The organism is Thermomonas alba (genome assembly GCF_022419205.1).
GTDB lineage: Bacteria > Pseudomonadota > Gammaproteobacteria > Xanthomonadales > Xanthomonadaceae > Thermomonas > Thermomonas alba.
Genome location: NZ_JAJOZU010000003.1, coordinates 280,733 through 306,131, shown reverse-complemented (window position 1 = coordinate 306,131; position 25,399 = coordinate 280,733). Strand labels below are relative to the sequence as shown.

Here is a 25,399-nt window from a genome sequence, read left to right as displayed (position 1 = left end):
GCCGCCGCCGGTGAAGGCGACGGCCTTGCCGAGGCAGCACTCGGTGCTCAGACCTTGCGCGCCAGCATCAGCTTTTTGATCTCGGCGATCGCCTTGGCGGGGTTCAGCCCCTTCGGGCAGGTGCGCGCGCAGTTCATGATGGTGTGGCAGCGGTAGAGCTTGAATGGATCTTCCAGCTCGTCCAGGCGCGCCCCGGTGTCCTCGTCGCGGCTGTCCACGATCCAGCGGTAGGCCTGCAACAGGATCGCCGGGCCGAGGTAGCGCTCGCCATTCCACCAGTAGCTGGGGCAGGACGTGCTACAGCAGGCGCACAGGATGCATTCGTATAGGCCATCCAGCTTGGCGCGGTCTTCCTTGCTCTGCAGGCGCTCGCGGTCCGGCGGCGGCGGAGTCTGGCTGCGCAGCCACGGGCGGATGCTGGCGTGCTGGGCGTAGAAATGGGTGAGATCCGGCACCAGGTCCTTCACCACCGGCATGTGCGGCAGCGGGTAGATGCTGATTTCCTTACCCTTCACGTCCTCGACCGCGCAGATGCAGGCCAGGGTGTTGGTGCCACCGATGTTCATCGCGCAGGAGCCGCAGATGCCCTCGCGGCAGGAGCGGCGGAAGGTCAGGGTTGGATCGATCTCGTTTTTGATCTTGATCAGCGCATCCAACACCATCGGGCCGCATGCCGCCATGTCCACTTCATAAGTGTCCATGCGCGGGTTCGCGCCATCGTCCGGATTCCAGCGGTAGATCTTGAAGGTGCGCGGCTGCTTGGCGTCCTTCGCCGGGAAATGCTTGCCCGGCTGGATCTTGGAGTGCTTCGGGAGGGTGAATTCAGCCATGGAGTTTCGTCTCCCGGAATCAATAGACACGCTTCTTCGGCGGCACCACTTCGACGTCGCCGGTGAGCGTGTACATGTGCACCGGGCGGTAGTCGATGCGGGTGTTGCCTGCTTCGTCGGCCCAGCAAATGGTGTGCTTGAGCCAGTTTTCGTCATCGCGCTCGGGGAAGTCTTCGCGCGCATGTGCGCCGCGTGACTCCTTGCGGTTTTCGGCGGAGACGATCGTCACCAACGCCTGGCCCAGCAGGTTCTGCAGTTCCAGGGTCTCGATCAGATCCGAGTTCCACACCAGCGAACGGTCGGACACTTTCACATCGGCGAAGCTGGCATGGATCTCGCGGATGGTCTTCACACCCTCGGCCAGGGTCTCACCGGTGCGGAACACCGCGGCATCGCGCTGCATGGCGCGCTGCATGTCGAGGCGGATCTTGGCGGTGGGGAGGTCACCATCGGCATGCCGCAGGCGATCCAGATTCGCCAGCGACTTGTCGCAGGCATCTGCCGGAAGCGGCTTGTGCGGCGCCCCCGGCTTGATGGTCTCGGCGCAGCGATTGGCCACCGCGCGACCGAACACCACCAGATCCAGCAGCGAGTTGGAGCCGAGGCGGTTGGCCCCGTGCACCGACACGCAGGCGGCCTCGCCGATCGCGTACAGGCCAGGCACCACCGCGTCGGGGTCGCCATTCTTCAGCTGCACCACTTCACCATGGTAGTTGGTGGGGATGCCGCCCATGTTGTAGTGCACGGTCGGGATCACCGGAATCGGCTGCTTGGTGACATCCACGCCCGCGAAGATGCGGGCGCTCTCGGCGATGCCCGGCAGCTTCTCGTGGATGTCTTTTGGATCGAGGTGGGTGAGATCCAGATGGATGTGATCTTTGAGCGGACCAACGCCCCGACCCTCGCGGATTTCGATGGTCATCGAGCGCGATACCACGTCGCGGCTGGCCAGGTCCTTCGCGTTCGGCGCGTAGCGCTCCATGAAGCGCTCGCCGTTGGCATTGCGCAGGATGCCGCCTTCACCGCGCACGCCCTCGGTGATCAGGCAGCCCGCGCCATAGATGCCGGTCGGATGGAACTGCACGAACTCCATGTCCTGCAATCCCAGCCCGGCGCGCAGCGCCATCCCGCCGCCGTCGCCGGTACAGGTGTGAGCGGAGGTCGCGGAGAAATAGGCACGCCCATACCCGCCGGTCGCCAGCACCACGCCGTGCGCGCGGAACAGATGCAGGGTGCCTTCGGCCATATTCAGAGCCAGCACACCGCGGCAGACGCCCTCCTCATCCATGATCAGGTCGAGCGCGAAGTACTCGATGAAGAACTGCGCCTGGTGCGCCAGCGCCTGCTGATAAAGCGTATGCAGAATGGCATGGCCGGTGCGGTCGGCGGCGGCACAGGTACGCTGGGCGATGCCCTTGCCGTAGTGGGTGGTCATACCGCCGAACGGGCGCTGGTAGATCTTGCCGTCCTCGGTGCGGCTGAACGGCACCCCCTGATGTTCGAGTTCGATCACCGCCGGAATCGCCTCGCGGCACATGTACTCGATGGCGTCCTGGTCGCCCAGCCAATCGGAGCCCTTGATGGTGTCGTAGAAGTGGAAACGCCAGTCGTCCTCACCCATGTTGCCCAGCGCGGCAGAGATGCCGCCCTGCGCCGCCACCGTGTGGCTGCGGGTGGGAAAAACCTTGGTCAAGCATGCAGTCTGCAACCCTTTCTGGGCCAGACCGAACGTGGCACGCAGGCCGGCGCCGCCGGCACCGACCACCACCATGTCGAACTTGTGTTCCTGAATCTTGTAAGCAGGCATCTTGAGATCAGCTCCCGAGCGCGACGCGCAGCACTGCAAGCACGCCGGCAATGGCCGCCAGCGCACAGACGAAAAGGATGGCCAGCTGCGCCAGGGTGGCGGTCAGCGGGGTGTGTACATAATCCTCGACGATCACCTGCAGGCCGAGCCGCGCATGCCAGAACATGCCCAGCAGGAATGCCACCAGCACGGCGGCATTGACCGGATCGGCCACCAGCGCATGCATCACCGCGTAATCAGCACTGCGCAGGGCCAGCAGCATGCCCAGCAGCCACAGGCCGGACAGGCCGGTGGCGATCGCGGTGACGCGCTGCCAGATGAAATGGTGCGTGCCGTCTTTGGCGGACCCAAGTCCACGCGCACGCTTGAGTGGAGTCCGCATCTCCATACCGCCATTCATGCCCGTATTCATGCCTGCCCCCAGTGCGACAGCACCACGCCCCAGCCAATCGCCGCCAGCACCACGCTGCCGATGATCGAGATCCAACTGTTGCGCACGAAATCGGGAACCGAAAACCCCAGGCCGCCATCCTGCAGCAGGTGGCGGATGCCGTTGATGAGGTGGTAAGCCAGGGCCCAGCTGAAACCAGCCATCAGTACCCGTCCCAACGGCGACCCCAGGCATTCGGTGAAGGCAGCCCAGCGCTGCACGCCGCCGGCCAGCGCCATCAAGCCATACACGAAAGCCAGGGCCCCGACGGCAAGAATCGCGCCGGTGATGCGGTGAAGGATGGAGGAGGCCATCTGCGCCTGCCAGCGGTAGATCTGCAGATGCGGCGAGAGCGGGCGCTGGCGAAAGCGCGGTTCGGAATCGGAAGCAGCCATGCTGGTGCGTTCTCCGGGCTGGGCGGCCAAGGCCGCATGACGACGGGTGGGTCAGAAATCGATGCAGCGGCCGTTCTTTTCCCAGTCGCCGTAACGGGTAGGATCCAGACCTCCGCGACCACCGATCTCGATACGGTCGGGACGCTCGGCCGGATGCTTCGGCGCCGCAGCCACGGCCTCGGTAGCCGGTTCAGGCGCAACGGGCGTGGATGCAGGCGGTGCCGGGGATTGGCCTATGATCGACGTATTCACGATTCCGCAAGTTTACGCCTGCCAAGCAATGGACAACAAGCCGCACGCCGCCGCTCATGCTTTCCGTCTGCCGGACCACCGGATCCTGGCCATCACCGGCCAGGATGCGCTGGCATTCGCGCAGGCGCAGTTCATGAACGACCTCACCCTGCTCACCGATGGGCAGTGGCAATGGAACGGCTGGCTGACTGCAAAAGGCCGGGTGATCGTTCTGTTCGCTCTGCTGCGGCTGGACCCGCAAACGCTCTGGCTGCTGCTGCCGGACGCAGATCCCGCCCCGCTGGCCGAAGCGTTGCGGCGCTACGTGTTTCGCAGCAAAGTCTCGTTTTCGTTGCCTGCGCTGGACGTCGCTGGCCGGTTCATCGCACCCGCGCAGGCTGCAGGCAATCGCTTTGCGCAGCCGACGCAAACATGGTTCGAACTGGATATGAGCGGCGATGCCGGCGCGCGCACGCTGATGATCGGCGCGCCCGCGACCGAAGACGCAGCCGCGCGTGCGCAGTGGGATGCATCTGACCTGATCCACGGCCTGCCCCGCCTGCCGCGCTCGCAGGCCGAACTCTGGACGCCGCAGCAGCTTTCACTGGAGCGGCTGCGCGCCTTCAGCGTCAAGAAAGGATGCTATCCAGGACAGGAAATCGTGGCGCGCACCCACTTCCTGGGCCAGGCCAAGCGCGGGCTGGCGCTGCTGGAGGCCGATGCGCCGCTGGCGGTCGGCAGCGATGTGCTACTCGCGGGACAAGCGCTCGGCACCATCGTCTCTTGCGTAGAGCGCACCGCCCTTGCCGTCTTGCCGCACGAGCGCGCGGCCGGCCTTTTGCAAACGCAGGATGGCCAGCCGCTGCAGGAGCGCTCGCTGGCGGGTGGGCTGGCGCGCTGATCCGGGCCGTCCGACGGGCGACGGCCGAGAACCCGCCGCAAGCCCCCCCCCGAAAAAACGCGGCACGTCCCTGTGCCGCCGGTGGTGTCGCGTCCTGCCACACCGCCCAAAAACGCTCCAGACAAGCATGCGCCTCCAACTGCCAAGAAGCGCGTTCACAACCGGGTGATGCGCACCAGCAGCGCCGCGCCTTCACCTGACAGCGCCAGACGGCTGATGGCCTCGCCTCCCTCCAGAACCAGGGTGTCGCCGGCGTGCATCACCGCATCCGTCGCTGCGATTTGCTGTCGGGCCTGCCCTTGCAGCAAGTGCAGCAGCCAGGTTTCACGCCGGCCTGCGAACAGCACCATCGAACCCGTGAGCGGCCGATGCCAAAGCTGGACATCCAGATGTCCGCGCTTCCACATCAAGCCGAAATCTCGGCACGGCCCACCCAGCAACTCGGCACGAACGGCACGGTCTCCGGAAAAGCGCAGCACCCCGTACGGCAAACGCAACTCCTGGGTACGCCCATCCTCGAACACGATCCGCATGCCATCGCCCTGCAGCAGCACCAGCAAGCGTTCCATGCCGGGATACGCGGAGAACGGCGCGTCCTGGTCGATCTCGGCCAGCGACAGCCGCCAGTCCCAGTCCTCGCGCTCCGGCATCCGCAGCACTTCCGAGGTCCAGCCAGCCCCGTTCTTCCAGCGCATGCGGCGGTACTCGGACGCGCGCAGGATGCGCACGCCGCACGGCGGGGCGTCCTGCCCCGCCGTCACGGCACCGTCGCAGGCGCAATCGGCGCTCACCGGCGCACCACCTGCGCCGGCTTGACCGCTGGCTTGGCGATTGGCTTGGCCCCGCCGGCCGGCTGAGCCGCAGAGGTCAACGGACGCGCACCGCCCACCGAAATCCGGTCGCGGTTCTTTTCCACCGTCTTCAGGCCGATACCCTTGACCATCGCCAGCTGCTCCGGACTGCGGAAGGGGCCATTGGCCTTGCGGTAATCGACGATCGCCTGCGCCTTGGCCGGACCGACGTTGACCAGCACGCGATCCAGGGTGGCGGCATCGGCGGTGTTGATGTTGACGGTCTCGCCGGCGAATGCGCTGCCGGCCAGCGCGACGCACAAAACCAGCGCGGACAGCAGGGAAAACAGAGATTTCATGACGGTACTCCTCAAAGGTGGTGGGCTTCCTTGCCGGAGCGCATACCGCGTCCCGGTGTGCATAGCGTGCGCGGCGGGACATCAGCAGCCTATCGGGCGGCATCTCGGTCCGCATCGGAGGTTTTCCGGTATGTGGGGTAGGAAAAATCTGATCCCGCGACACGCTTCTCACGGCCGCCCGGAGCCGGGGCGTACAATCAGAAGATTCACGACTCTCTGAGTGGACTCCCGCATGTCTAGCCCTCACGTCGATATCGACGCCCTGCGCGCCTTCGTGGATCGCCAATGGGATGTCGAGATCGTTCCGCAGTTGATCGAGTACATCCGCATTCCGAACAAATCGCCGATGTTCGACCCGGACTGGGTGGAGAACGGCCATATGGACCGGGCCGTGGCGCTGATGGAATCCTGGGCCAAGGCGCAGCCGATCCCGGGCATGCAGGTGGAAGTGGTGCGCCTGGAGGGCCGCACGCCGCTGATCTTCATCGACATCCCGGCCGCCAACGGCGGGCGCGACGATGACTGCGTGCTGCTGTACGGTCATCTCGACAAGCAGCCGGAAATGACCGGTTGGGATGCCGACAAAGGGCCTTGGCTCCCGGTGCTGCAGGGCGATCGCCTGTACGGCCGCGGCGGGGCCGACGATGGGTACGCGATCTACGGCTCGCTAACCGCGATCATGGCGCTGCAGGCGCAAGGCGCCGCCCACGCGCGCTGCGTGGTACTGATCGAGGCCTGCGAGGAATCCGGCAGCTATGACCTGCCCTATTACGTGGACCACCTGGCCGATCGCATCGGCAAACCCTCGCTGGTGGTCTGCCTGGATTCCGGCTGCGGCAACTACGAGCAGCTGTGGTGCACCACCTCGCTGCGCGGGCTGGCCGGCGGCAATCTCACCGTGAAGGTGCTGTCGGAAGGCGTGCATTCCGGCGATGCCTCGGGGATCGTGCCCTCCAGCTTCCGCATCCTGCGCGATCTGCTCTCCAGGATCGAGGACGAAGACACCGGGCGCATCCTGCTCGACGGGCTGTACGTGGAGATCCCGGCCGAACGCCGCGCGCAGGCGCAGAAGGTGGCCGAAGTGCTGGGCAACGCGGTGTACGACAAGTTCCCGCTGCTGTCCGGCATGGTGCCGATGAGCGACGACCTGACCGAGCTGGTGCTCAACCGCACCTGGCGCCCGGCGCTGTCGATCACCGGCGTGGACGGCATCCCGCCACTGGATTCCGCCGGCAACGTGTTGCGCCCGTTCACGGCAGTCAAGCTCAGCCTGCGTCTGCCGCCTACGCTGGATGGCAAACGCGCCGGCGAACTGCTGCAGGAAGCCCTGCTGCGGGATCCGCCCTACGGCGCCCACGTCAGCCTCCATCTGGAGAAAGCCAGCACCGGCTGGAATGCCCCGCCGATGGCGCCGTGGCTGGAGCAGGCGATCGAGCAGGCCAGCCAGGACTTTTTTGGCAAGCCTGCGATGTACATGGGCGAAGGCGGCACCATCCCGTTCATGGGCATGCTGGGCGAGAAGTTCCCGGGCGCGCAGTTCATGATCACCGGCGTGCTGGGCCCGCATTCCAACGCGCACGGCCCGAATGAGTTCCTGCACATTCCGATGGGCAAGGCGGTCACCGCCTGCGTGGCGCGGGTGGTGTCCGCGCACCATGCCGCCAGCCTGCGCGGCGAAACCAACGGCGTGCCCGTCGCCGCCGGCAATGCCTACGCCGGCACTCGGCATGCCTGCTGCTGATTGATCCTGCCCCGCCGCGCCCGCGCGGCGCGGCGGCGCCCTCCCGCCGCGACATCCTTCTACAATCGGGCCACGGCATGCGATATCTCGCGGCCGCCTGCCCGTATCAGCCCATGCCTGTCGATCCCGCTGCCGCTGCCGCCGCCAAGCCCGCCGAACACACTCCGCTGATGAAGCAGTACTTCGCCGCCAAGGCGGAGCATCCGGATGTGCTGCTGTTCTTCCGCATGGGCGACTTCTACGAGCTGTTCTATGACGACGCCCGCAAGGCAGCGCGGCTGCTGGACATCACCCTGACCCAGCGCGGGCAATCGGCCGGCCAGCCGATTCCGATGGCCGGGGTGCCGGTGCATGCCTATGAAAGCTATCTGGCGCGGCTGGTGGCGCTGGGTGAATCGGTGGCCATCTGCGAGCAGATCGGTGACCCAGCGCAGGCCAAAGGCCTGGTGGAGCGCAAGGTCGTGCGCATCGTCACTCCGGGTACGGTGACCGACGAAGCCCTGCTGGACGATCGCCGCGACACCCTGCTGCTGGCGATCAGCCGCGGCGGTCCGTCCAGCAAGGGCCGAAGCTACGGCCTGGCCTGGGCCGATCTCGCCAGCGGCCGCCTGCGCGCAAACGAAGTGACGGGCGAGGATGCGCTGGAAGCCGAGCTTGCACGCCTGCAGCCCGCCGAGCTGCTGATCGCCGATGACGATGGCTGGCCGACGTGGATACTCGAATCCCGCGGCCTGCGCCGGCGCGCGCCGTGGCTGTTCGACCCTGACAGCGGCCGCCGCCAGCTGCTGCAGTTCTTCGGCGTGCACGATCTCAGTGGCTTCGGTCTGGAAACCCGCCCGCTGGCGATCGCGGCCACGGCCGCGCTGCTCGGCTATGTCGAGGAAACCCAGAAGCAGCGCTTGCCACATCTGCGCAGCATTGCGCTGGAGTCTGGCGATGAGGCGATCGCCATGAACGCCGCCACCCGCCGCCATCTGGAGCTCGATTCACGGGCCGATGGCGACAGCCGCGCCACGCTGCTCGGCGTGCTGGACAGCACCGTGACGCCAATGGGCGGGCGCCTGCTGCGGCGCTGGCTGCATCGCCCATTGCGCGATCATCAGGTGCTACGCGAACGCCATCACGCCGTGCAGACCCTGCTGGAGAGCGACGCGCATGCCGCATTGCGCGAGATCTTCCGGGGCCTTGGCGATGTCGAGCGCATCCTCGCGCGGGTCGCCCTGCGCAGCGCGCGGCCGCGCGATCTGTCCACCCTGCGCGATGCGCTCGCGCTGCTGCCGCGGATTCGGCATGCGCTCGCCGCGCTGGATTCGCCGCGGCTGCAGACGCTCGGCATGGAGCTCGGTGAACATGCCGACAGCGCCGCCTACCTGCAGGCCGCGATCGTCGCGCAACCGCCGCTGCTGGCCCGCGACGGCGGCGTGATCGCCGACGGCTTCGACGCCGAGCTGGACGAACTGCGCCGCCTGTCCACCCATGCCGACCAGTTCCTGGTGGAATTGGAAGCGCGCGAGCGCGCTGCGACCGGCATCGCCAATCTCAAGGTCGGCTACAACCGGGTGCACGGGTATTACATCGAGATCAGCAAAGGCCAGACTGACAAGGCCCCGATGCACTACACCCGGCGCCAGACCCTGACCGGAGCCGAGCGCTATATCACCGAGGAGCTCAAAGCGTTCGAAGACAAGGTGCTCTCCGCGCGCGAGCGCGCGCTCTCGCGCGAAAAACTGCTGTATGAGGGGGTGCTGGATCGCCTCAACGAGACACTGGAACCTCTGCGTCGCTGCGCCCAAGCGCTGGCCGAACTCGACGTGCTGACGTGTTTTGCCGAGCGCGCGCAGACGCTGGATTGGGCTCGTCCGGAGCTGCGCCAGGCGCCCGGGATCGTGATCGAGCGCGGGCGTCATCCAGTGGTCGAGGCGCTGCGCGAGGCGCCGTTCGAGCCGAATGACCTCATCTTCGATGAAACCACGCGGATGTACGTCATCACCGGCCCGAACATGGGCGGCAAAAGCACTTTCATGCGCCAGAACGCGCTGATCGTCCTGCTCGCCCACATCGGCAGCTTCGTGCCGGCGGCACGGGCGCAGATCGGCCCGATCGACCGCATCCTCACCCGCATCGGCGCCGGCGACGATCTCGCCCGCGGGCAATCCACCTTCATGGTCGAGATGAGCGAGACTGCCTACATCCTGCATCACGCCACCGAGCATTCGCTGGTGCTGATGGACGAGATCGGCCGCGGCACCTCGACCTACGACGGCCTGGCGCTGGCCGACGCCGTGGCGCGCCAACTGGCGGCGGTGAATCGCAGTTACACCCTGTTTGCCACCCACTACTTCGAACTGACGACCCTCGCCGAGCCTGGCAGCGGCATCGCCAATCTGCATTTGGATGCGATCGAACATGGCGATAGGCTGGTGTTCATGCACGCGGTGCGTCCAGGGCCGGCCAACCGCAGCTTCGGGTTGCAGGTGGCGGCGCTGGCCGGCCTGCCGAAAACCGTCCTGCAGCAGGCGCGCGCGCGCCTGGCGGAACTCGAAGCCCAGCAGCGGAATGCTCCAGCCACGCCGATGGCGGCCCCTGCGTTGGATCAGCCCCAACAGTTCGGCCTGTTTCCGCCCACCACTGCGGCGCTGGAGGCGCTGGCCGCGCTGGATCCCGACGACTTGACGCCGCGCCAGGCACTGGAGGCCCTGTATCGGCTGAAAGCGCTGCTATAGCCGCAAGCGGCGGTGGCAACGCAACAGACACATAGAAGGGCTTGCGCGATTCTGCATCCCTGCTATACTTACCGACTCTGCTGCGGGGTGGAGCAGTCTGGCAGCTCGTCGGGCTCATAACCCGAAGGTCGCAGGTTCAAATCCTGCCCCCGCTACCACATTCGGCACGAACGAAACGGCGATCCGGGCAACCGCATCGCCGTTTTCGTTTGTGCTTTCGCGCCTCTCGCCAGCTCGCCGCTGGCATCCTGCATCTCAGCGCCGGTCTTCTGCCCCACCACCACGCATCTGGCGTCCCGCCCAAACGCACGGGGCGCACCGAAGTGCGCCCCGTGATCGATTGCAGGAAAGCCCGACGCGCGATCAGACGAACGCGGCCTGGCACCAGGCCATCAGCGGGTTCCAGAACACGCCCAGCGCCAGCAGCACCAGCGCGTTCACGCCGAACACCACGCGCAGCAGGCGATCATCGCGCGGACGCATCGCCTCGCCCACCGGCTCGTCGAAGTACATGACCTTGATGACGCGCAGGTAGTAGAACGCGCCGATCACCGCGAACACCACGCCGGTGATCGCCAGCCACAGCATGCCGCCATCCAGCGCCGCGCGCAGCACCGCCAGCTTGGCCCAGAAGCCGAGGAACGGCGGGATGCCGGCCAGCGACGCCATCACGCACAGCACCATGCCGGCGCTCCACGGATCGCGCGCATTCAGACCCTTGAAGTCGTCGATGGCATCGGCCTCGAACCCACGCCGCGACAGCAGCACGATCGCACCGAACGCGGCGGTCGCCATCAGCGCGTAGCTGATCGCGTAGAACATCGCCGCCGCGTAGCCACCGGCGCCGCCGCCGGCCAGGCCGAGGAACAGGAAGCCGACGTGCGAGATGGTCGAATACGCCAGCATGCGCTTGAGGTTGGTCTGCATCAGCGCGACCACGTTGCCAACCAGCAGCGACAGCGCCGCCAGCACCGCCAGCATTGGCTGCCAGTCACCCGCAAGAGGCGCGGCGCCCACTCCCAGCAGACGCACGACCATCGCAAACGCAGCCAGCTTGGGCGCCGAACCGATGAACAGCGTGATCGGCGTCGGCGCGCCGTGGTAGACGTCCGGCAGCCACATGTGGAACGGGGCCGCGCCGAACTTGAAGGCGATGCCCGCCAGCATGAACACCACGCCGGCCAGCAGCAGGGTCGGCTGCGCGACGGACGGGGCGGCCTCGCGGATGCTGGCCAGGTCCAGGCTGCCGGTAGCGCCATAGACCAGCGACATGCCGTACAGCAGCAGGCCCGAGGCCAGCGCGCCCAGCACGAAATACTTCATCGCCGCTTCCGAAGCCAGGCGGCTGTCGCGGTCGATCGCCACCAGCGCATACGAGCTCAGCGCCAGCAGCTCCAGGCCCAGATACACCATCACCAGGCTGCCGGCCGAGATCAGCAGCAGCATGCCGAGCACGGCGAACAGCACCAGCACCGAGACTTCGCCCTTGTACAGGGCACGCTCGCGCAGATAGGGCCAGAAGAACAACAGCGCGGCCGCGGAGATCACGCAGGTGACGACTTTCAGCACGTCGGCCATGGTGTCGCGGATAAACATGCCGTTGAGCACGGAGGCCTCTGGACCGCCGCCCACACCCGCGAGGATCAGCGCTGTCACCACCAGCAGGGTGACGATCGAGAGCACGTGGGTGAGCACGCGCTGGCCGTCCTTGAGGAACAGATCCAGCATCAGCAGCAAGAACGCAGAGCCCACCAGCGCAAGTTCGGGAATCAGCGGCAGCAGCTCGGTGGCGGCCGGCATGGCGAGAGTGGATTGCATCGTCGTCATGTCCTCAAAGCTTGGTCGCGGCGAGTTGGCCCGCCAGTTGCGCGATGGAAGGCTCCATCAGGTCGGTCAGCGGCTTGGGATCGATGCCCAGCGCCAGGGTGAAGGCGGCGAACACGCCCAGCACGATCCATTCACGCAGATCAATGTCCTTCAGCTCGGCGACATGCGCATTGCCCACGTCGCCCCAGATGATGCGCTTGGTGAGCCAAAGCGAATAAGCGGCGCCGATGATCAGGGTCAGCGCAGCCGCCAGCGCGATCAGCGGGCTATGCTGGAACGCGGCCAGGATGACCACGAACTCACCGACGAAACCGCTGGTGCCCGGCAGGCCGGAGTTGGCCATCGCAAACAGCACCCAGAACAGCGCAAACCAAGGCATGACCTTGGCCACTCCGCCGTAGTCCTTGATCATGCGCGTGTGCATGCGGTCGTAGAGCACGCCGACGCAGGAGAACATCGCGCCGGAGATGAAGCCGTGGGACACCATCTGCACCATCGCGCCCTGCAGGCCAAGGCGTGCCGCATCCATCGCCTGCTGGTCGCGCACCAGCGAAAAGGCGATGAAGGTGCCGAGAATCACGAACCCCATGTGCGCGACCGACGAGTAAGCGATCAGCTTTTTCATGTCGGCCTGCACCAGCGCCACCAGGCCGACGTACACGATCGCAATCAGGCTGAAGGCGATCATCAGCCAGGCAAACGCATGCCCGGCATCTGGAACGATCGGCAAAGTGAAGCGCAGAAAACCGTAGCCGCCGATCTTGAGCATGATCGCCGCCAGCACCACCGAGCCGCCGGTCGGCGCCTCCACGTGCGCATCCGGCAGCCAGGTGTGGACCGGGAACATCGGCACCTTGATCGCGAACGCGCCGAAAAAGGCGAAGAACAGCCAGGTCTGCTCGGTCATGGTCAGCGGCAGCGCGGCCATGTCCGCGATCTGCCAGCTGCCGCCCTTCAGGTACAGGTAGATCAGCCCGACCAGCATGAACACCGAGCCGAGGAAGGTGTACAGGAAGAACTTCAGCGCGGCGTAGATGCGGCGCGGGCCGCCCCACACGCCGATCACGATGAACATCGGGATCAGCATGGCCTCGAAGAACACGTAGAACAGCAGGGAATCGAGCGCGCAGAACACGCCGACCATCGCGCCTTCCAGCAGCATCAGGCTGGCGAAATACTGCGCCACCCGCTTTTCTACCGAGCCCCAGGCACCGATCAGCACCAGCACGCCGACCAGCGTGGTCAGGCCGATCAGCGGCACCGACAGGCCATCGACGCCAAGGTGGTACTGGATGTCATATGCCGGAATCCAGGGCCGCTGCTCGACGAACTGCATCGCCGCGCTGCCGTACTCGAAGCCGGTGAACAGCGGGATGCTGAGCAGGAAAGTCAGCAGCGCGAAGACGAGCGCGGTCCAGCGCGCCAGCTGCGGGCGCTGGTTGCCGGCCAGCAGAGTCAACACGCCGCCGAGGATCGGCAGCCAGATCAGAAGGCTGAGCAGGGGCCAGTGGGTCACGCTTGCGGTATCCATCTCGTCGTCGGTTCCGACCTTACTGCCAGTAATAGCGGGCCATCGCCAGCAGCGCGACCAGGCCCAGGATCATGGCGAAGGCATAGTGATAGAGGTAGCCGGTCTGCACCCGGCGCAATGTTCCTGCGAGCGCGGCGACCAGGCGCGCGCTGCCGTTCACGATGCCGTCGATCAGGCCAGCATCGATCGCACTGGATGCCTTGCCGAGCTTGAGGCCGCCACCGGCGAAGACATTGATCCAGAGATCGTCCATGTAGAACTTGCGCTGCAGGACGCGGATCGGGCCCGCCAGCGCGCGGGTGATGTCCGCGCGCAGCTGCGGCTTGATCAGGTACAGCAGGGTGGCCAGCAGGAACCCGGCCAACGCCAGCCAGAAGGCCGGCGCCAGAAAGCCGTGCAGCGCGAACGCCACTGGGCCGTGGAACTCCTCGGCCAGCCTGGCCATCACGTCGTTCTGCTCCAGCACCTGGATCGCGCCAGCGAAATACGGCGCCTGCTTCACGTGGCCCAGCACGTCGGTGCCGAACAGCATCGGCCCGGCCGTGAAAAAGCCGATCAACACGGAGGGAATCGCCAGCAGCACCAGCGGCAGCGTCACCACCCATGGGCTTTCGTGCGGGGCATGCTCGCCATGATGGCCATGGCCGTGCTCATCGTGATGATGGGCATGGTGATGATCGCCGTGCGCATGCCGGAAACGCTCCTCGCCGAAGAAGGTCAGGTACAGCAGGCGGAAGCTGTAGAAACTGGTCACGAACGCACCCAAGAGCACTGCCCAATGAGCGTACTGCGCGATCCACCCGGCATGGGTCTGCGCATGCTCGGCGGCCGCCTCGATGATGGTGTCCTTCGAGTAGAAGCCGCTGAAGAACGGGGTACCGACCAAGGCCAGGGTGCCGATCCACATGGTCAGGTGGGTGACCGGCATGTATTTACGCAGGCCGCCCATCTTGGTCATGTCCTGCTCGTGGTGCATGCCGATGATGACCGAGCCGGCGCCCAGGAACAGCAGCGCCTTGAAAAAAGCGTGGGTCATCAGGTGATACACCGCGGCCGAGTATGCCGACACACCCAGCGCCACCGTCATGTAGCCCAGCTGCGACAGGGTGGAGTACGCCACCACGCGCTTGATGTCGTTCTGCACCATGCCGATCAGGCCAGTCCAGAAGGCGGTAGTGGCGCCGACGAACAGCACGAAGTTCAACGCCGTCTCCGACAGCTCGAACAGCGGCGACATGCGCGCCACCATGAAGATACCGGCGGTCACCATGGTCGCGGCGTGGATCAGCGCGGAGATCGGAGTCGGGCCTTCCATCGAATCCGGCAGCCACACGTGCAGCGGCACCTGCGCGGACTTGCCCATGGCGCCGATGAACAGGCAGATGCAGATCACGGTGGCGACCGACCAGGCGTGACCCGGCAGGATCTCGACGCTGGCGCCGCGGATCGCGTCGGCATTGGCGAAGGCGGTGCCGTAGTCCAGGGTGCCCAGCCACAGCAGCACGCCGGCGATGCCCAGCAGGAAGCCGAAATCGCCCACGCGGTTGACCAGGAACGCCTTGAGGTTGGCGAACACCGCGGTCGGACGCTTGTACCAGAAGCCGATCAGCAGATAGGACACCAGCCCCACCGCCTCCCAGCCGAAGAACAGCTGCATGAAGTTGTTGCTCATCACGAGCATCAACATCGAGAAGGTGAACAGCGAGATGTAGCTGAAGAAGCGCTGGTAGCCGTCGTCATCGGCCATGTAGCCGATGGTGTAGATGTGGACCAGCAGCGACACGAAGGTGACGACCACCATCATCATCGCGGTCAGCTTGTCCACCAGGAAGCCGACGTTCACCGAGATATCGCCCACCTGCATCCAGGTGTACAGGTTCTCGTTGAATACCGGCGCGCCGTGCAGCAGCTGCCACAGCACGTGCACCGACAGCGCGCAGCTGGCGGCAACGCCGAGGATGGTCACGGTGTGCGCGCCGGCGCGGCCGATCTGGCGCCCAAACAGGCCGGCCAGCAGGCTACCCAGCAGCGGCAGCAGCACCACCAGCACGAGCTGGGTCTTGGAAATCATGAGTGCCGAATCCATCAGCTCAGCCCTTCAAGCTATCGATGTCCGCCACGTCGATCGTGCGGCGGTTGCGGAACAGGGTCACCAAGATCGCCAGGCCGATCGCAGCTTCGGCCGCGGCCACGGTGAGGATGAAGAACACGAACACCTGACCGGCGGCGTCGCCCAACGCGCGCGAGAACGCGACGAAGTTGATGTTCACCGAGAGCAGCATCAGCTCCAGTGAGACCAGCAGCATGATCACGTTTTTGCGGTTGAGAAACAGGCCAGCGACGCTGATGCAGAACAGCAGAGCGCCCAGCGCGAGGTAATGCCCCAAGGTCAGGGCCGACATCAGGTTTGCCATTACGCGCCCTCCCCGGTCCGGCCATCGTGTGCTGGCATTTCCGCCGCCATCTTCACCATCCGCACGCGCTCGGCCGCACGCACCCGCACCTGCTCGGACGGATTCTGGTGGCGCGTTCCTTCACGCCGCCGCAGGGTCAGCATGACGGCGGCCACGACTGCCACGGTCAGGATCACCGCCGCCACTTCGAATGGCAGCATGAAATCGGTGAACAGCGCCCGTGCTAGCCAGGTGGTATTGGGAATGTCTCCAGCCACTGCGGCAGTGTCGGACAGCGGCGTCTGTACGGCGCTGCGCACACCGATCAGGGCCAGCATTTCCAGCAGCATCGCCACCGCCACCAGCAAGCCGATCGGCAGGTAGCGCACATAGCCCTGGCGGATCGGCGCCTTGTCCATGTCCAGCATCATCACCACGAACAGGAACAACACCATCACCGCGCCCACGTACACCAACACCAAGGCGATGCCGAGGAACTCGGCGCCACCGACGATCCAGGTGCAGGCCACCGAGAAGAAAGTCAGCACCAGATACAGCACGGCGTGCACCGGGTTACGCGCGGCAATGGTGGCCAGCGCGGCGATCGCGGCCACCGCCGCAAAGCCCAGGAAGGCAAGAGTCGGAAAATCGAAATCCATGGAAAGTCCTGCCTCAACGGTAGGGAGCATCGGCGGCGCGGCGCTCGGCGATTTCCGCCTCCAGGCGGTCGCCGATGGCCAGCAGCTGAGGCTTGGTCAGGATGTTCTGACCGCGCTTGTCGAAGTGGTATTCGTGCACGTGGGTTTCGACGATCGAATCGGTCGGACACGACTCCTCGCAGAATCCGCAGAAGATGCACTTGAACAGGTCGATCTCGTAGCGGGTGGTGCGGCGGCTGCCGTCGTCTGCGCGCGGCCCGGCCTCGATGGTGATCGCCAGCGCCGGGCACACCGCCTCGCACAGCTTGCATGCGATGCAACGCTCCTCACCGTTCGGATACCGCCGCAGCGCATGGATGCCGCGGAAGCGCGGCGACTGCGGAATCTTTTCCATCGGGTACATCATCGTGTACTTCGGACGGAACAGATATTTCAGCGTCAGCCATAGGCCGCCGAGCAGCTCCAGCAGCAGCAGGCTCTTGAAGTAGGACACTACCTTGCTCATGCCGCCGCCCCCATCGCATTGCCACCGATCACGCCGAAATACACCAGCAGCGCGGTCACGAAGATCCAGGTGATGGTGATCGGGATGAACACCTTCCAGCCCAGCCGCATGATCTGGTCGTAGCGGTAGCGCGGGAACGCGGCGCGGAACCAGATGAAGCAGGTGGCGAAGAAGAACACCTTGGCCAGCAGCCACCACCAGCCATCCGCCGACAGCAGCGGGATGCCCCAGCCGTGGAACGGGCTGAGCCAGCCACCAAGGAAGAAGATCGAGGTCAGGAAGCTGACCAGCAGCATGTTGGCGTATTCGGCCAGGAAGAACAGCGCGAACTGCGAGCCGGAGTACTCCACCATGTGGCCGGCCACGATCTCGGACTCGCCTTCCACCACGTCGAACGGCGCGCGGTTGGTCTCGGCCACACCGGACACGAAGTAGACGACGAACAGCGGCAGCAGCGGAATGAAGAACCAGCTCAGGAAGCCGTGTCCCGCCTGCGCCATCACGATCTCGGACAGGTTCAGGCTGCCCGCGGCGATCAGCACGCCGACCAGCGCGAAGCCCATCGCGATTTCGTAGCTGATCATCTGTGCGGAGGCACGCATGGCGCCCAGAAAAGCGTACTTCGAGTTCGACGCCCAGCCGGCGAGGATCACGCCGTAGATGCCCAGCGAGGTCATCGCCAGCAGATACAGCAAGCCGGCATTGACATTGGCCAGCACCACCTTGGCATCAAAAGGCACGACCGCCCAGGCGGCAAATGCCGGCACCAGCGCCAGCAAGGGCGCCAGGCGGTACAGCACCGGGTGCGCCGCCGTTGGCTGCACCACTTCCTTGAACAGCAGCTTGAACACGTCGGCGAACGCCTGCAGCACGCCCCAGCCGACATACATCGGGCCGTGACGCACGTGCATCCAGCCGATGATCTTGCGCTCCCAGACCACGTAGAAGGCCACGGTGACGATCACCGGGACGGCAATCGCCAGGATCTTCAAAACGGTCCAGACCAGCAGGCCGAGGGTGCCGAACGACAGCAGGCCCGCGTGCAGCGGGTCGATCAGATGTTGCATCAGCGGATTGACGTGCAGGGCGTAGAGGGTCGTACTCATGCTCGTGCTACCTCCAGCGTGGCCGCGGCCAGCAGCGGCGCGATCGCCGCGTAGCCAGACTCCAGCCACACGCAGCCCGGGGCCACGCGCGCATCCAGCCGCACCTGCAGGGTGGCGGTGCCGGCGGCGGTGGAGAACTTCGCCATCGCACCCTGCACCAGGCCGATCGCGGCGGCATCCGCCGGGCTCAGGCTGGCATGCGGGCCGGCATTCAGCGGATGTGCCTGCAGCGCATGGCTGCGACGCACCACCGCATCCACCCGGTAGATCGCCTGCGAGGCGGCCACCTGCAACCCATTGCCAGCGGCCGGCGCGGCGCTGCCCGCGGCGACCTGCACGGCCACCGGGGCCAGCCCGGCGCGCAGGCCGTCGAGGTCGGTGAACTCGAAGCCCGGCAGCGCCAGCGCGCCGCCGAGGGCGCGCAGCACGCGCCAGCCGGGGCGGGCCTGGCCAGGCAGCTTGGCTGCCGCCATCGCCTGCTGATCGCGGCCGTCCAGGTTGGTCAGGGTGGCATCGATTTCCGGCAGCGCGCCGATCGGCAGGATCACCTCGGCGACCGCGCGGGTCGATGTGCAGGCGAACTGGCTGAACGCCACCACCCGCGCGCCGCCCAGCGCCTTCAGCGCGGCCTGCTGGTCGGCGAAGTCCAAGCCCGGCTCGATCCCGTACAGCACGTAGGCCTTGCGCGGCTGGCGCAGCATCGCCTGCGCATCCAGCCCGGTGGGCAGCACACCATGCCGGGTCAAGCCCAGGGCGTTCGCACCCTGCGGGATACGGCACAGCTTCGCATTGCGGGCCGCGGCGAACGCCGCCGCTGCCTGGCGAATGGCGGCCGCATGCGGGCCGTTTTCGGCCACGCCGCCCACGATCACCGCAACGCGCGTGGCGTCACCCAGATCGACGCCAGCGAGCGCCGAAGCCAGCTGCGCCGGCGGCACGATGTGCTTGGACGCCGATTTGAAGGTGAAATCGAAGTCCACCGGATTGACCACGTGCACCTTCGCCCCGCGCTTGGCCGCCTTGTGCACGCGCTGGTGCAGCAGCGGAACTTCATGGCGCAGGTTGGAGCCGACGATGACGATGGCATCTGCCTGCTCGATCTCGGCCACCGGCATCGCGAACGCCTCGGCAACGGCGCCGTCGGAGAGGTCGAGCTGCCCGATGCGGTGATCGATGTTGCCGCAGCCAAGTCCCTTGGCCAGCCGCGCCAGCAGGGCACCCTCCTCGTTCGACGTCGCCGGATGCACCAGCACGCCGAGGTCGTCGCCAGCAGACTCGCGCAGGATCTGCGCAGCGCGCGCCAACGCATCGTCCCAGGTCGCCTCGCGGAAGCCGTCGCCCTCGCGCAGCAGCGGCACCGTGGCGCGATCGTCGGCGGTCAGCCCTTCATGCGCGTAGCGGTCGCGGTCGGACAGCCAGCACTCGTTCACCGCCTCGTTGTCGCGCGGCACGCTGCGCAGAAGCTCGCCGCGGCGGACGTGATGGAACAGGTTGCTGCCGAGAGCGTCGTGATAGCCGAGCGAAGGCCGCGCGATCAGCTCCCACGGACGCGCCTTGAAGCGAAACACTTTGTTGGTGAGCGCGCCAACCGGGCACACGTCGATCACGTTGCCGGACAGCTCGGTCATCAGCGGCTGGCCGTCGTAGGTACCGATCTGCAGATTCTCGCCGCGCTGCATGCCGCCCAGCTCGTAAGTGCCGGCGATTTCCGCAGTGAAACGCACGCAGCGCGTGCACTGGATGCAGCGGGTCATCTCGGTGGCGACCAGCGGGCCGAGATCCTCGTCTGGCACCACCCGCTTGCGCTCGACGAAGCGGCCGACCGAGCGGCCATAGCCCAGCGACAGGTCCTGCAGTTCGCACTCGCCACCCTGATCGCAAATCGGGCAGTCCAGCGGGTGATTGATCAGCAGGAACTCCATCACGTTGCGCTGCGCCTTCAGCGCCTTCTCGTTGCGGGTGAATACCTTCATCCCGTCCATGACCGGGGTGGCGCAGGCCGGCGACGGCTTGGGCGCAGGGCGTCCGCCGATCTCGGTGTCCACCAGGCACATACGGCAGTTGGCGGCGATCGGCAGCTTCTCGTGATAGCAAAAACGCGGGATCGGGATGCCCGCCTTGTCGGCGGCCTGAATGATCATCGACCCCTTCGGCACCGCCATTTCGACACCATCGATGGTGATGGTGACATGATCAGGCGGCAGATTCGGATTGACGGGTTGTGCGCTCACGCCACCACCTTCTCAGCCTTGGCCAGCGTACCGGCGCGTTCGTCATCGACGTAAAAGCGCTTGTTCACGATGGCGTATTCGAACTCATGCCAGAAATGCCGCAGGAAGCCCTGCACCGGCCACGCCGCAGCCTCGCCGAAGGCACAGATGGTGTGCCCCTCGATCTGCCCCGCGGCTGCGCGCAGCATGACCAGGTCATCCATCGTCGCCTCGAAGTTCACGATCCGCGTCAGCATGCGGTACATCCAGCCGGTGCCCTCACGGCAGGGAGTGCACTGGCCGCAGCTTTCGGCTTTGTAGAACCGCGCGATGCGCTGGCAGGCGCGCACCATGCAGGTGGTGTCGTCCATCACCACGACCGCGCCCGAGCCAAGCCCGGAGCCGGCCTTCTGGATGCTGTCGTAGTCCATGGTCAGGCCCATCATCACCTCGCCGGGCAGCACTGGCATCGACGAGCCGCCGGGAATCACCGCTTTCAGCGTGCGCCCCGGACGCAAGCCGCCGGCCATCTCCAGCAGTTCTGCGAACGGAGTGCCGAGGCGGATCTCGTAGTTGCCGGGCCTGGTGACATGGCCGGACACCGAGAAGATCTTGCAGCCGCCGTTGTTGGGCTTGCCCAGCCCCATGAACCACTCCGGCCCATTGCGGATGATGGCCGGCACCGATGCATAGGTTTCGGTGTTGTTGATGGTGGTCGGCTTGCCGTACAGACCGAAGTTGGCCGGAAACGGCGGCTTATAGCGCGGCTGGCCTTTCTTGCCTTCCAGCGATTCCATCAGCGCCGTCTCTTCGCCGCAGATGTAGGCGCCAGCCCCCAGCACGTTGTAGATATCGATGTCGATACCGCTGCCGAGGATGTTCTTGCCCAGCCAGCCATGCTTGTAGGCCTCGGCCAGCGCTTCCTCCATATGCTCGAACGGCTCGTGGTGGAACTCGCCACGCATGTAGTTGTAAGCCACGGTGCTGCCGGTGGCATAGCAGGCGATCGCCATGCCCTCGATCACCGCGTGCGGGTTGTAGCGCAGGATGTCGCGATCCTTGCAGGTACCCGGCTCGGATTCGTCGGAGTTGCACAGGATGTATTTCTGACCAGGCCCCTTGGGCATGAAGCTCCACTTCAGGCCAGTCGGAAAGCCCGCGCCACCGCGGCCACGCAGGCCGGAGGCCTTGACCATCTCGATGATGTCGGCCGGCGGGATTTTCTCGGTCAGCACTTTGCGCAGCGCCTGGTAGCCGCCGGTCTTGAGATAGTTCTCGTACGACCAGGGCTTGTCGAAGTGCAGCGTGGTGTACACCGCCTGGTATTCCTTCGGCGCGGGACCGACAGGACCATAACCTTCGGAGTAGTGCGAATGTCCGCCCATCACTTCAGCCCGTCCAGCAGCTCGTCCACCTTCTCAGGGGTGAGCTTTTCGTGGTAATGCCCGTTGATCACCACCACCGGCGCGCCGCAGCAGGCGGCCACGCATTCTTCCTCGCGCTTGAGGTAGATGCGGCCATCGGCAGTGGATTCACCCAGCTTGCACCCCAGCTTCTTCTCGGCATGCGCGACCAGATCTTCCGCGCCATTGAGCCAGCAGCTGATGTTGGTGCAGAACGCCACGTTGTTGCGGCCGACCTTCTTGGTCTCGAACATCGAGTAGAACGTCGCCACCTCGTAAGCCCATACCGGCGGGAGGTCCAGGTACTTGGCCACAGCCGCCATGAGTTCGTCGGTCAGCCAGCCGCCATTCTGCTCCTGGGCGGCGAACAGCCCCTGCAGCAGCGCCGAACGCTTGCGATCCGGCGGAAACTTGGTCAGCCAGTGGTCGATGTGGGCCCGCGTCGCATCCGACAGCACAACCATCGGATCGACATGGCGACAGGCCTCGAAATTGCCGGTTGCTCTCATCGGTCGATCTCACCAAAGACGATGTCGTAGGTGCCGATCATGGCCACCACGTCGGCCAGCATGTGGCCTTTGACGATTTCATCCATCGAGGACAGATGGGCGAAACCGGGCGCGCGCAGGTGCACGCGGAATGGCTTGTTGGCGCCATCGCTGATCAGGTAGCAGCCGAACTCTCCCTTCGGCGCTTCCACCGCGGCGTAAGTCTCGCCGGCAGGCACGCAATAGCCCTCGGTGAACAGCTTGAAGTGGTGGATCAGCGCTTCCATGCTCTGCTTCATGTCCGCGCGCGAAGGCGGCGCCACCTTGTAGTTGTCCAGCATCACCGGGCCCGGATTGGCCTTCAGCCACTTCACGCACTGGGCGATGATGCGGTTGGACTCGCGCATCTCCGCGATGCGCACCAGGTAGCGATCGTAGCAGTCGCCGTTCACACCCACCGGGATGTCGAAATCCACCTCGGCATATTTGGCATACGGCTGCTTCTTGCGCAGGTCCCAGGCGACCCCGGAGCCTCGCAGCATGGGGCCGCTCATGCCCCAGGCCTTGGCCTGCTCGGGCGTGACCACGCCGATCCCGACGGTGCGCTGCTTCCAGATGCGGTTGTCGGTCAGCAGGGTCTCGTACTCATCGATCCGCTTGGGGAAGTCCTGGGTGAAATGCTCCAGGAAATCCAGCAGCGAACCTTCGCGCCACTCGTTGAAGCGCTTGAGCTTGGCGCCCTTGCGCCAGGGCGATTCCTTGTACTGCGGCATCCGGTCAGGCAGGTCGCGATAGACGCCGCCGGGTCGGTAGTAGGCCGCATGCATGCGCGCGCCGCTGACCGCCTCATAGCAGTCCATCAGCTCCTCGCGCTCGCGGAAGGCATACAGGAATACCGCCATCGCGCCGAGGTCGAGCGCGTTCGAGCCGACCCACATCAGGTGGTTCAGGATGCGGGTGATCTCGTCGAACATGGTGCGGATCCACTGCGCCCGCTCCGGCGCCTCGATCCCCAGCAGCGTCTCGATCGCGCGCACGTAGGCGTGCTCGTTGCACATCATCGAGACGTAGTCGAGCCGGTCCATGTAGCCGATCGACTGGTTGAACGGCTTGCTCTCGGCGAGCTTTTCGGTAGCGCGGTGAAGCAGGCCGATATGCGGGTCGGCGCGACGCACCACCTCGCCATCCATCTCCAGGATCAGACGCAGCACGCCATGCGCGGCCGGGTGCTGCGGGCCGAAGTTCAGCGTGTAGTTGCGGATCTCCTGCTGCGCTTCGGCCGGATTGCTGGCAAACGCGTCGCTGGTTGGAAGCGGATGTGCACTCATCGGCGCACCTCACGGCTCAGGATGCGGCTGCTGCGCTCGGCCTCGGCAACGGCCAGCCGGGCATCGTGACGGATCACGCGGGCCACGCCCACGCGCGGCTCGACGCTGGTGACAGGCTCATACACCACGCGCTGCTTCTCCTCGTCGTAGCGCACCTCGACATTGCCGATCAACGGGAAATCCTTGCGGAACGGATGCCCCACGAAACCGTAGTCGGTCAGGATCCGGCGCAAGTCCGGATGCCCTTCGAAAATGATCCCGAACAGATCGAACGCCTCGCGCTCGAACCAGTTGGCGCCCGGCCACACCGACGTGATGGAGGCCACCACCGGCAGCCCATCGTCGGGCGCGAAGCAACGCACCCGCAGACGCTGGTTGCGGGCGATCGACAGCAAATGCGCAACCACCGCAAAACGCCGGCTGGGGCGCTCATCCGGCAGCATCGCCACCGGCTCCTCGACCTGGTGCATGGGGCGTTGCCCCCACGCGAAGCGCCCCGGGCCCTGCCCTTCCACGCCACGGCTGAATCCTTCCGAGGTCACTCCCTCGGTATCCCATTCGTCTTCGCCGTAGCCGAGGTAATCGACCCCGCACAGGTCGATGAAGGTATCGAAGCCGAACGCGTCGCGCAGCTCGGCGCACACCGACAGCCAGTCGGACGCCGGGACCTCCAGCGTCACCTCGCCGCGCGGCTGCGCGACCTGCACCGCAGACGCGCCGAAGCGTGCGGCCAACTCTCGTGCCAAAGCGGTCATGCGCGCGCACCCTCCGGCTTGGGCGTCCGCGAGAATGGATTCTGTTCCATGCGGCGAATCTTCTTCTGCAGTTGCAGGATGCCGTACACCAATGCTTCCGCCGTCGGCGGGCACCCAGGCACATACACATCCACTGGCACGATGCGGTCGCAGCCGCGCACCACCGAGTACGAATAGTGGTAGTAGCCACCACCGTTGGCACAGCTGCCCATCGAGATCACCCATTTGGGATCGGGCATCTGGTCATAGACCTTGCGCAGCGCCGGGGCCATCTTGTTGACCAGGGTGCCGGCCACGATCATCACGTCGGACTGGCGCGGCGACGGGCGAAACACCACGCCGTAGCGGTCGAGATCCAGGCGCGCCGCGCCGGCGTGCATCATCTCCACCGCGCAGCAGGCCAGACCGAAGGTCATCGGCCACATCGAGCCGGTGCGCGCCCAGTTCCACAGCGCATCCATGCTGGTGGTGACGAAGCCGTTCTGCAGCAGCGGATTGTCACCATCCGGACGCAGGATGTCGTCCAGGCGCCCTTCCGGCAGCGGATTACTGGCGGCCTCCAGTACTGATCGGACGATATTGCTCATTCCCACTCCAGCGCGCCGCGCTTCCACACGTACACGAAGCCGATCACCAGCAGCGTGAGGAACACGCCCATTTCGATCAGGCCGAACACCCCCAGCTCGCGGAACACCACGGCCCAGGGGAAGACGAAGGCGATTTCCAGGTCGAACACGATGAACAGGATCGCGACCAGGTAGTAGCGCACATCGAACGGCATGCGCGCGTTCTCGAAGGCGCCGAAGCCGCACTCATAGGGCGACAGTTTCTCGGGGTCGGGACGCTTGGGCCCGAGCACATTGCCGGCGATGATCAGGGCGATGCCGATCCCGGCAGCGACGATCAAAAACAGCAGGGTGGGCAGGTATTCGGCCAACACGCTTGCCTCTTCTGGTTGTTCGTGGGCTTGCCGGCCATGATGGCCG

At 65.7% G+C, this 25,399-nt stretch carries 24 protein-coding genes and 1 tRNA gene; 4 read left to right on the top strand and 21 right to left on the bottom strand.

Annotation, left to right across the window (positions count from 1 at the left end):
- Nucleotides 1-47: 47 nt before the first annotated feature.
- From ML342_RS06305 to ML342_RS06285, 5 genes are read right to left on the bottom strand one after another with little or no spacing between them, the layout of a single operon-like run.
- Nucleotides 48-830, bottom strand: a complete 783-nt coding sequence (locus ML342_RS06305; protein ID WP_240126187.1) for a succinate dehydrogenase iron-sulfur subunit — start codon at nucleotides 828-830, stop codon at nucleotides 48-50.
- A gap of 19 nt (nucleotides 831-849) precedes the next feature.
- The gene (gene sdhA / locus ML342_RS06300; protein ID WP_240126186.1) at nucleotides 850-2,637 is read right to left on the bottom strand and encodes a succinate dehydrogenase flavoprotein subunit; all 1,788 of its coding nucleotides are present in this window, start codon (nucleotides 2,635-2,637) and stop codon (nucleotides 850-852) included.
- 7 nt (nucleotides 2,638-2,644) lie between these two features.
- Entirely contained in the window at nucleotides 2,645-3,049 is a 405-nt protein-coding gene (gene sdhD, locus ML342_RS06295) for a succinate dehydrogenase, hydrophobic membrane anchor protein (RefSeq protein WP_240126185.1), read from the bottom strand.
- Nucleotides 3,046-3,462, bottom strand: a complete 417-nt coding sequence (gene sdhC, locus ML342_RS06290; protein ID WP_240126184.1) for a succinate dehydrogenase, cytochrome b556 subunit — start codon at nucleotides 3,460-3,462, stop codon at nucleotides 3,046-3,048. Before sdhC ends, sdhD begins: the two co-directional genes overlap by 4 nt.
- Before the next feature lie 51 nt (nucleotides 3,463-3,513).
- Entirely contained in the window at nucleotides 3,514-3,702 is a 189-nt protein-coding gene (locus tag ML342_RS06285; RefSeq protein ID WP_439655176.1) for a DUF1674 domain-containing protein, read from the bottom strand.
- Between the two features lie 40 nt (nucleotides 3,703-3,742).
- Between ML342_RS06285 and ygfZ the strand changes: the two genes are divergently transcribed.
- Nucleotides 3,743-4,594, top strand: coding sequence for a CAF17-like 4Fe-4S cluster assembly/insertion protein YgfZ (gene ygfZ / locus ML342_RS06280; protein WP_439655175.1), 852 nt, complete (start codon nucleotides 3,743-3,745; stop codon nucleotides 4,592-4,594).
- Nucleotides 4,595-4,749: 155 nt separating this feature from the next.
- Here ygfZ and ML342_RS06275 read toward each other — a convergent pair whose 3' ends face one another.
- Nucleotides 4,750-5,385, bottom strand: a complete 636-nt coding sequence (locus ML342_RS06275) for a HutD/Ves family protein (RefSeq protein WP_240126182.1) — start codon at nucleotides 5,383-5,385, stop codon at nucleotides 4,750-4,752.
- The gene (locus tag ML342_RS06270) at nucleotides 5,382-5,744 is read right to left on the bottom strand and encodes a ComEA family DNA-binding protein (protein WP_240126181.1); all 363 of its coding nucleotides are present in this window, start codon (nucleotides 5,742-5,744) and stop codon (nucleotides 5,382-5,384) included. The genes ML342_RS06275 and ML342_RS06270 overlap by 4 nt, the downstream gene beginning before the upstream one ends.
- Nucleotides 5,745-5,976: 232 nt before the next feature.
- Here ML342_RS06270 and ML342_RS06265 point away from each other — a divergent pair, with 232 nt between their 5' ends.
- The 3 genes from ML342_RS06265 to ML342_RS06255 all read left to right on the top strand — a co-directional run bounded on the left by ML342_RS06265 (nucleotide 5,977) and on the right by ML342_RS06255 (nucleotide 10,366).
- Nucleotides 5,977-7,485 carry a M20 family metallopeptidase gene (locus ML342_RS06265; protein ID WP_240126180.1) on the top strand — a complete coding sequence of 503 codons (1,509 nt, stop codon included), beginning with the start codon at nucleotides 5,977-5,979 and terminating at the stop codon, nucleotides 7,483-7,485.
- A gap of 113 nt (nucleotides 7,486-7,598) precedes the next feature.
- Complete coding sequence (gene mutS / locus ML342_RS06260) at nucleotides 7,599-10,208, top strand: DNA mismatch repair protein MutS (protein WP_240126299.1); 2,610 nt, start codon at nucleotides 7,599-7,601, stop codon at nucleotides 10,206-10,208.
- Nucleotides 10,209-10,289: 81 nt separating this feature from the next.
- Nucleotides 10,290-10,366, top strand: a tRNA-Met gene (locus ML342_RS06255).
- Between the two features lie 205 nt (nucleotides 10,367-10,571).
- Here the strand turns inward: ML342_RS06255 and nuoN are convergent.
- Genes nuoN through ML342_RS06185 form a run of 14 tightly spaced genes read right to left on the bottom strand, consistent with a single transcriptional unit; the run spans nucleotide 10,572 to nucleotide 25,353 of the window.
- Nucleotides 10,572-12,035, bottom strand: coding sequence for an NADH-quinone oxidoreductase subunit NuoN (gene nuoN, locus ML342_RS06250; RefSeq protein WP_240126179.1), 1,464 nt, complete (start codon nucleotides 12,033-12,035; stop codon nucleotides 10,572-10,574).
- A gap of 4 nt (nucleotides 12,036-12,039) precedes the next feature.
- Complete coding sequence (locus tag ML342_RS06245) at nucleotides 12,040-13,551, bottom strand: NADH-quinone oxidoreductase subunit M (protein WP_240126178.1); 1,512 nt, start codon at nucleotides 13,549-13,551, stop codon at nucleotides 12,040-12,042.
- Between the two features lie 34 nt (nucleotides 13,552-13,585).
- A complete protein-coding gene (gene nuoL / locus ML342_RS06240; RefSeq protein ID WP_240126177.1) occupies nucleotides 13,586-15,652 on the bottom strand; it encodes an NADH-quinone oxidoreductase subunit L in 2,067 nt (688 codons plus the stop codon).
- 4 nt (nucleotides 15,653-15,656) lie between these two features.
- Nucleotides 15,657-15,968, bottom strand: coding sequence for an NADH-quinone oxidoreductase subunit NuoK (gene nuoK, locus ML342_RS06235; protein ID WP_240126298.1), 312 nt, complete (start codon nucleotides 15,966-15,968; stop codon nucleotides 15,657-15,659).
- An 11-nt stretch (nucleotides 15,969-15,979) separates the two neighbouring features.
- On the bottom strand, nucleotides 15,980-16,618 hold the full coding sequence (locus tag ML342_RS06230) for an NADH-quinone oxidoreductase subunit J (protein ID WP_240126176.1): 639 nt from the start codon (nucleotides 16,616-16,618) through the stop codon (nucleotides 15,980-15,982).
- A 13-nt stretch (nucleotides 16,619-16,631) separates the two neighbouring features.
- Complete coding sequence (gene nuoI / locus ML342_RS06225; protein WP_240126175.1) at nucleotides 16,632-17,123, bottom strand: NADH-quinone oxidoreductase subunit NuoI; 492 nt, start codon at nucleotides 17,121-17,123, stop codon at nucleotides 16,632-16,634.
- The gene (gene nuoH / locus ML342_RS06220; RefSeq protein WP_240126174.1) at nucleotides 17,120-18,229 is read right to left on the bottom strand and encodes an NADH-quinone oxidoreductase subunit NuoH; all 1,110 of its coding nucleotides are present in this window, start codon (nucleotides 18,227-18,229) and stop codon (nucleotides 17,120-17,122) included. Before nuoH ends, nuoI begins: the two co-directional genes overlap by 4 nt.
- Nucleotides 18,226-20,460, bottom strand: a complete 2,235-nt coding sequence (gene nuoG, locus ML342_RS06215) for an NADH-quinone oxidoreductase subunit NuoG (RefSeq protein WP_240126173.1) — start codon at nucleotides 20,458-20,460, stop codon at nucleotides 18,226-18,228. Before nuoG ends, nuoH begins: the two co-directional genes overlap by 4 nt.
- Complete coding sequence (gene nuoF / locus ML342_RS06210; RefSeq protein WP_240126172.1) at nucleotides 20,457-21,824, bottom strand: NADH-quinone oxidoreductase subunit NuoF; 1,368 nt, start codon at nucleotides 21,822-21,824, stop codon at nucleotides 20,457-20,459. Before nuoF ends, nuoG begins: the two co-directional genes overlap by 4 nt.
- On the bottom strand, nucleotides 21,824-22,351 hold the full coding sequence (gene nuoE, locus ML342_RS06205) for an NADH-quinone oxidoreductase subunit NuoE (protein ID WP_240126171.1): 528 nt from the start codon (nucleotides 22,349-22,351) through the stop codon (nucleotides 21,824-21,826). The genes nuoF and nuoE overlap by 1 nt, the downstream gene beginning before the upstream one ends.
- On the bottom strand, nucleotides 22,348-23,658 hold the full coding sequence (locus ML342_RS06200; RefSeq protein WP_240126170.1) for an NADH-quinone oxidoreductase subunit D: 1,311 nt from the start codon (nucleotides 23,656-23,658) through the stop codon (nucleotides 22,348-22,350). Before ML342_RS06200 ends, nuoE begins: the two co-directional genes overlap by 4 nt.
- Nucleotides 23,655-24,413 carry an NADH-quinone oxidoreductase subunit C gene (locus tag ML342_RS06195; RefSeq protein WP_240126169.1) on the bottom strand — a complete coding sequence of 253 codons (759 nt, stop codon included), beginning with the start codon at nucleotides 24,411-24,413 and terminating at the stop codon, nucleotides 23,655-23,657. The genes ML342_RS06200 and ML342_RS06195 overlap by 4 nt, the downstream gene beginning before the upstream one ends.
- Nucleotides 24,410-25,000 (bottom strand): NuoB/complex I 20 kDa subunit family protein, encoded by a 591-nt coding sequence (locus tag ML342_RS06190; RefSeq protein ID WP_240126168.1) that lies wholly within the window; start codon nucleotides 24,998-25,000, stop codon nucleotides 24,410-24,412. Before ML342_RS06190 ends, ML342_RS06195 begins: the two co-directional genes overlap by 4 nt.
- Nucleotides 24,997-25,353: an NADH-quinone oxidoreductase subunit A gene (locus ML342_RS06185; RefSeq protein ID WP_240126167.1), complete on the bottom strand. Its 357-nt coding sequence runs from the start codon at nucleotides 25,351-25,353 to the stop codon at nucleotides 24,997-24,999. Before ML342_RS06185 ends, ML342_RS06190 begins: the two co-directional genes overlap by 4 nt.
- Nucleotides 25,354-25,399 lie beyond the last annotated feature (46 nt).

Bases quoted from the DNA above. Each gene is read 5' to 3' on its own strand.
- ML342_RS06200 (WP_240126170.1), bottom strand. From the start codon at position 23,658: ATGAGTGCACATCCGCTTCCAACCAGCGACGCGTTTGCCAGCAATCCG.
- sdhC (WP_240126184.1), bottom strand. From the start codon at position 3,462: ATGGCTGCTTCCGATTCCGAACCGCGCTTTCGCCAGCGCCCGCTCTCG.
- nuoH (WP_240126174.1), bottom strand. From the start codon at position 18,229: ATGAGTACGACCCTCTACGCCCTGCACGTCAATCCGCTGATGCAACAT.
- ML342_RS06230 (WP_240126176.1), bottom strand. From the start codon at position 16,618: ATGGATTTCGATTTTCCGACTCTTGCCTTCCTGGGCTTTGCGGCGGTG.
- ML342_RS06265 (WP_240126180.1), top strand. From the start codon at position 5,977: ATGTCTAGCCCTCACGTCGATATCGACGCCCTGCGCGCCTTCGTGGAT.
- ML342_RS06270 (WP_240126181.1), bottom strand. From the start codon at position 5,744: ATGAAATCTCTGTTTTCCCTGCTGTCCGCGCTGGTTTTGTGCGTCGCG.
- sdhA (WP_240126186.1), bottom strand. From the start codon at position 2,637: ATGCCTGCTTACAAGATTCAGGAACACAAGTTCGACATGGTGGTGGTC.
- ML342_RS06190 (WP_240126168.1), bottom strand. From the start codon at position 25,000: ATGAGCAATATCGTCCGATCAGTACTGGAGGCCGCCAGTAATCCGCTG.
- mutS (WP_240126299.1), top strand. From the start codon at position 7,599: ATGCCTGTCGATCCCGCTGCCGCTGCCGCCGCCAAGCCCGCCGAACAC.
- nuoF (WP_240126172.1), bottom strand. From the start codon at position 21,824: ATGGGCGGACATTCGCACTACTCCGAAGGTTATGGTCCTGTCGGTCCC.
- nuoI (WP_240126175.1), bottom strand. From the start codon at position 17,123: ATGAGCAAGGTAGTGTCCTACTTCAAGAGCCTGCTGCTGCTGGAGCTG.
- nuoE (WP_240126171.1), bottom strand. From the start codon at position 22,351: ATGAGAGCAACCGGCAATTTCGAGGCCTGTCGCCATGTCGATCCGATG.
- ML342_RS06305 (WP_240126187.1), bottom strand. From the start codon at position 830: ATGGCTGAATTCACCCTCCCGAAGCACTCCAAGATCCAGCCGGGCAAG.
- ygfZ (WP_439655175.1), top strand. From the start codon at position 3,743: ATGGACAACAAGCCGCACGCCGCCGCTCATGCTTTCCGTCTGCCGGAC.
- sdhD (WP_240126185.1), bottom strand. From the start codon at position 3,049: ATGAATACGGGCATGAATGGCGGTATGGAGATGCGGACTCCACTCAAG.
- nuoL (WP_240126177.1), bottom strand. From the start codon at position 15,652: ATGGATTCGGCACTCATGATTTCCAAGACCCAGCTCGTGCTGGTGGTG.
- nuoK (WP_240126298.1), bottom strand. From the start codon at position 15,968: ATGTCGGCCCTGACCTTGGGGCATTACCTCGCGCTGGGCGCTCTGCTG.
- nuoN (WP_240126179.1), bottom strand. From the start codon at position 12,035: ATGACGACGATGCAATCCACTCTCGCCATGCCGGCCGCCACCGAGCTG.
- ML342_RS06195 (WP_240126169.1), bottom strand. From the start codon at position 24,413: ATGACCGCTTTGGCACGAGAGTTGGCCGCACGCTTCGGCGCGTCTGCG.